This is a genomic window from Streptomyces sp. PU-14G, assembly GCF_041028275.1.
In the GTDB taxonomy this organism is placed as follows: domain Bacteria; phylum Actinomycetota; class Actinomycetes; order Streptomycetales; family Streptomycetaceae; genus Streptomyces.
Map to the genome: position 1 here is coordinate 1 of NZ_JASKYT010000678.1, position 1,854 is coordinate 1,854.

Annotated in this window: 1 protein-coding gene and 1 pseudogene; one reads left to right on the top strand and one right to left on the bottom strand. The window is 74.5% G+C overall.

Annotated elements, in window-relative coordinates:
* The first annotated feature begins 44 nt into the window (after nt 1–44).
* Complete coding sequence (locus AB8Z75_RS34625; protein ID WP_369209061.1) at nt 45–980, top strand: ABC transporter substrate-binding protein; 936 nt, start codon at nt 45–47, stop codon at nt 978–980.
* 29 nt (nt 981–1,009) lie between these two features.
* Here the strand turns inward: AB8Z75_RS34625 and AB8Z75_RS34630 are convergent.
* A pseudogene (locus AB8Z75_RS34630) lies at nt 1,010–1,854 on the bottom strand (hypothetical protein); the annotation flags it as partial.

The window sequence follows — 1,854 nt, forward strand, 5'->3', positions numbered from 1 at the left end:
CCGCCCTTGRCGMGGGCCGCGCCGCCGCGGGCACGGCCCTCGTCCTGGCCTCCGCCCTCGCCCTGACCGCCTGCGGCTCCGACACGGGGTCCGGCTCCGGCGGCACGGACAGCGCCAAGGGCGGCACGCACACCGTCAAGACCGCCGCAGGACCCGTCGACGTGCCCGACCACCCGGAACGGGTCGTCGTCCTGGACACCGCCGAACTGGACTCGGCCGTCACTCTCGGCGTCAAGCCGGTCGGCGCGACGACCGCCCAGCCCGGCAAGCCCTTCCTGAGCTACCTGCCCGAGGACGAACTGAAGGGCGTCGAGAACGTCGGAGTGATCGCCCAGCCCAGCCTGGAGAAGATCCTCGCGCTCGACCCCGATCTCATCCTCACCAACAAGGAGCGCGACGGCAGCCGCTACGACGAGCTGTCGAAGATCGCACCGACCGTGATGACCCGGAGCACCGGCTACCCCTGGAAGGAGAACTTCCAGGTGCACGCGGCGGCGCTCGGCAAGAAGGCCGAGGCCGAGAAGGTGCTGGCCGACTACGCGGACCACACCGCGCAGGTCACCGAGGCGCTCGGCGGCAAGAAGAAGGCCGCCGGGATCGAGGCCGGGGTCCTCCGTTTCCAGGAGGGCGCCGACACCCGCGTCTACGGCGAGAAGGCCTACATCGCGACGATCCTCGAGGACGTCGGACTCTCCCGCCCGCCCGCCGCGAAGCAGGCCAAGGACTTCGGCGGCCTCGCCATGGAGGTCAGCCCCGAACAGATCGACAAGGGCGACGCCGACGTCCTCTTCTACACCTCCTACGGCGACCCGGCCAAGTCCGGCGAGAAGAAGGCCGTGGCCAGCCCCCTGTGGAAGAACATGCGCGCGGTCGAGAACGACCGCGCCTTCCACGTCGAGGACGAACTGTGGATCCAGGGCATCGGCTACACCGCCGCCGACCAGATCCTGGACGAACTGGAGGCGGACCTGACCACGTGACGCCGGGGGGCGGGCCTCGGCGGGCGCTCCTACCCGGCCGCGGTCCTGCGGGCGCGCCACACCAGGTAGAGGGCGGTGGCCGCCGCCGCCACGCGGAGGAAGACGGGGAAGATGTCACCCATCGCCTCCCGCAGGGCGTCGCCGCCCTGGGCCAGCGGCTCGCCCCACCGGCCCTCGGTACGGCCCCACAGCCACACGCCGGCCCCCGTCAGGACGAGCCCCGGCATGCCCAGGGCCGCCCACTTGGCCTCGGTACGGCTCAACTTGGGCGACCACCAGGCGGCCAGCCACCCTGCGGCCAGCGGGACCAGCGAACCGATGACGGCCCCCACCACCAGCAGGACGGCTGCCGCCAGCTCCACGAACCCGCCGCGGCGGGCGACGGCCTCGCCCTTGGTGCGCCGGCGGCGCCGCCACAGGAGGAGGGCGCCCAGCCCGGGCGCCACCCCGGAGGCGCCGGGGGCCCCGGAGGCGCCCGGGGCACCGGAGGCGCCCGGGGCACCGGGGGCCTGTTCGGCCGCCGGGGCGCCGGGAGCCGCCGAACCCGCGGGGACGGCCTGCGGCGCGTGGGGGGTGTTCGGGGCGTGCGGTCTCGTCGGCTCGTCGTCCCCGGTGGGCGGCTTGAGGAGCTCGGGCAACTCGATGCCGCCGACGAAACCGGGCACCGGCTCCCCCGCCGCGACGGCGTTGCTGCCCCCGGGGCCGCTGCCGAAGGGGCTGGGGTCGACACGCCACCAGTCGGGGTCGGTGTCCTCGGCGCCCAGCTCGTCGAGGCTCGCCAGATGCGGGGAAGAGGCCCCGAAAGCAGCGCTGGGAGCAGCGGCGCGCTGTCCGGGCACGGCAGGGCGGCCGGTGACGGGCACCTCAGGGGCGG